Annotated in this window: 1 protein-coding gene; it reads right to left on the reverse strand. The window is 56.2% G+C overall.

Annotation, left to right across the window (positions count from 1 at the left end):
* A partial coding sequence (locus MUA00_RS00135) for a hypothetical protein (RefSeq protein WP_271121233.1) occupies nt 1-372 on the reverse strand: 372 nt, incomplete at both ends.

Below are 372 nucleotides of genomic sequence, written 5' to 3' on the forward strand. Positions count from 1 at the left end.
CATTCAGGTTGCTGATGCTGTTCCGGCTGTCGATACTCAGGCCGTTCTGCGCCGTGAGCGTGCCGCCGCTGTTGATGACGTTGCCACCCGCAAGCTGAACATTGCTGCCGGCTATCACGCTGCCGTTATTCACCGTGACGTCTTTTGGCGAAAGATAGAGTTTTGGTACCAGCACCGTTTCACCGTTGATGACGGTCGCTTCCCACCACAGGATGCTGTGGTCGAGAGCGGCAATCTGGTCAGCGGTCAGTGCTACACCAAAGTTCAGGCCGAGGGACTGTTGCGCACGGGCAGCGTTATCCATCAGATACTGCATCTGCTCAAGATCGGAACCCACACCATTGAGATAACGGTTGCCGGTCTGGTTAAGCA

This window comes from Dryocola boscaweniae (assembly GCF_025215095.1).
In the GTDB taxonomy this organism is placed as follows: Bacteria; Pseudomonadota; Gammaproteobacteria; order Enterobacterales; family Enterobacteriaceae; genus Dryocola; species Dryocola boscaweniae.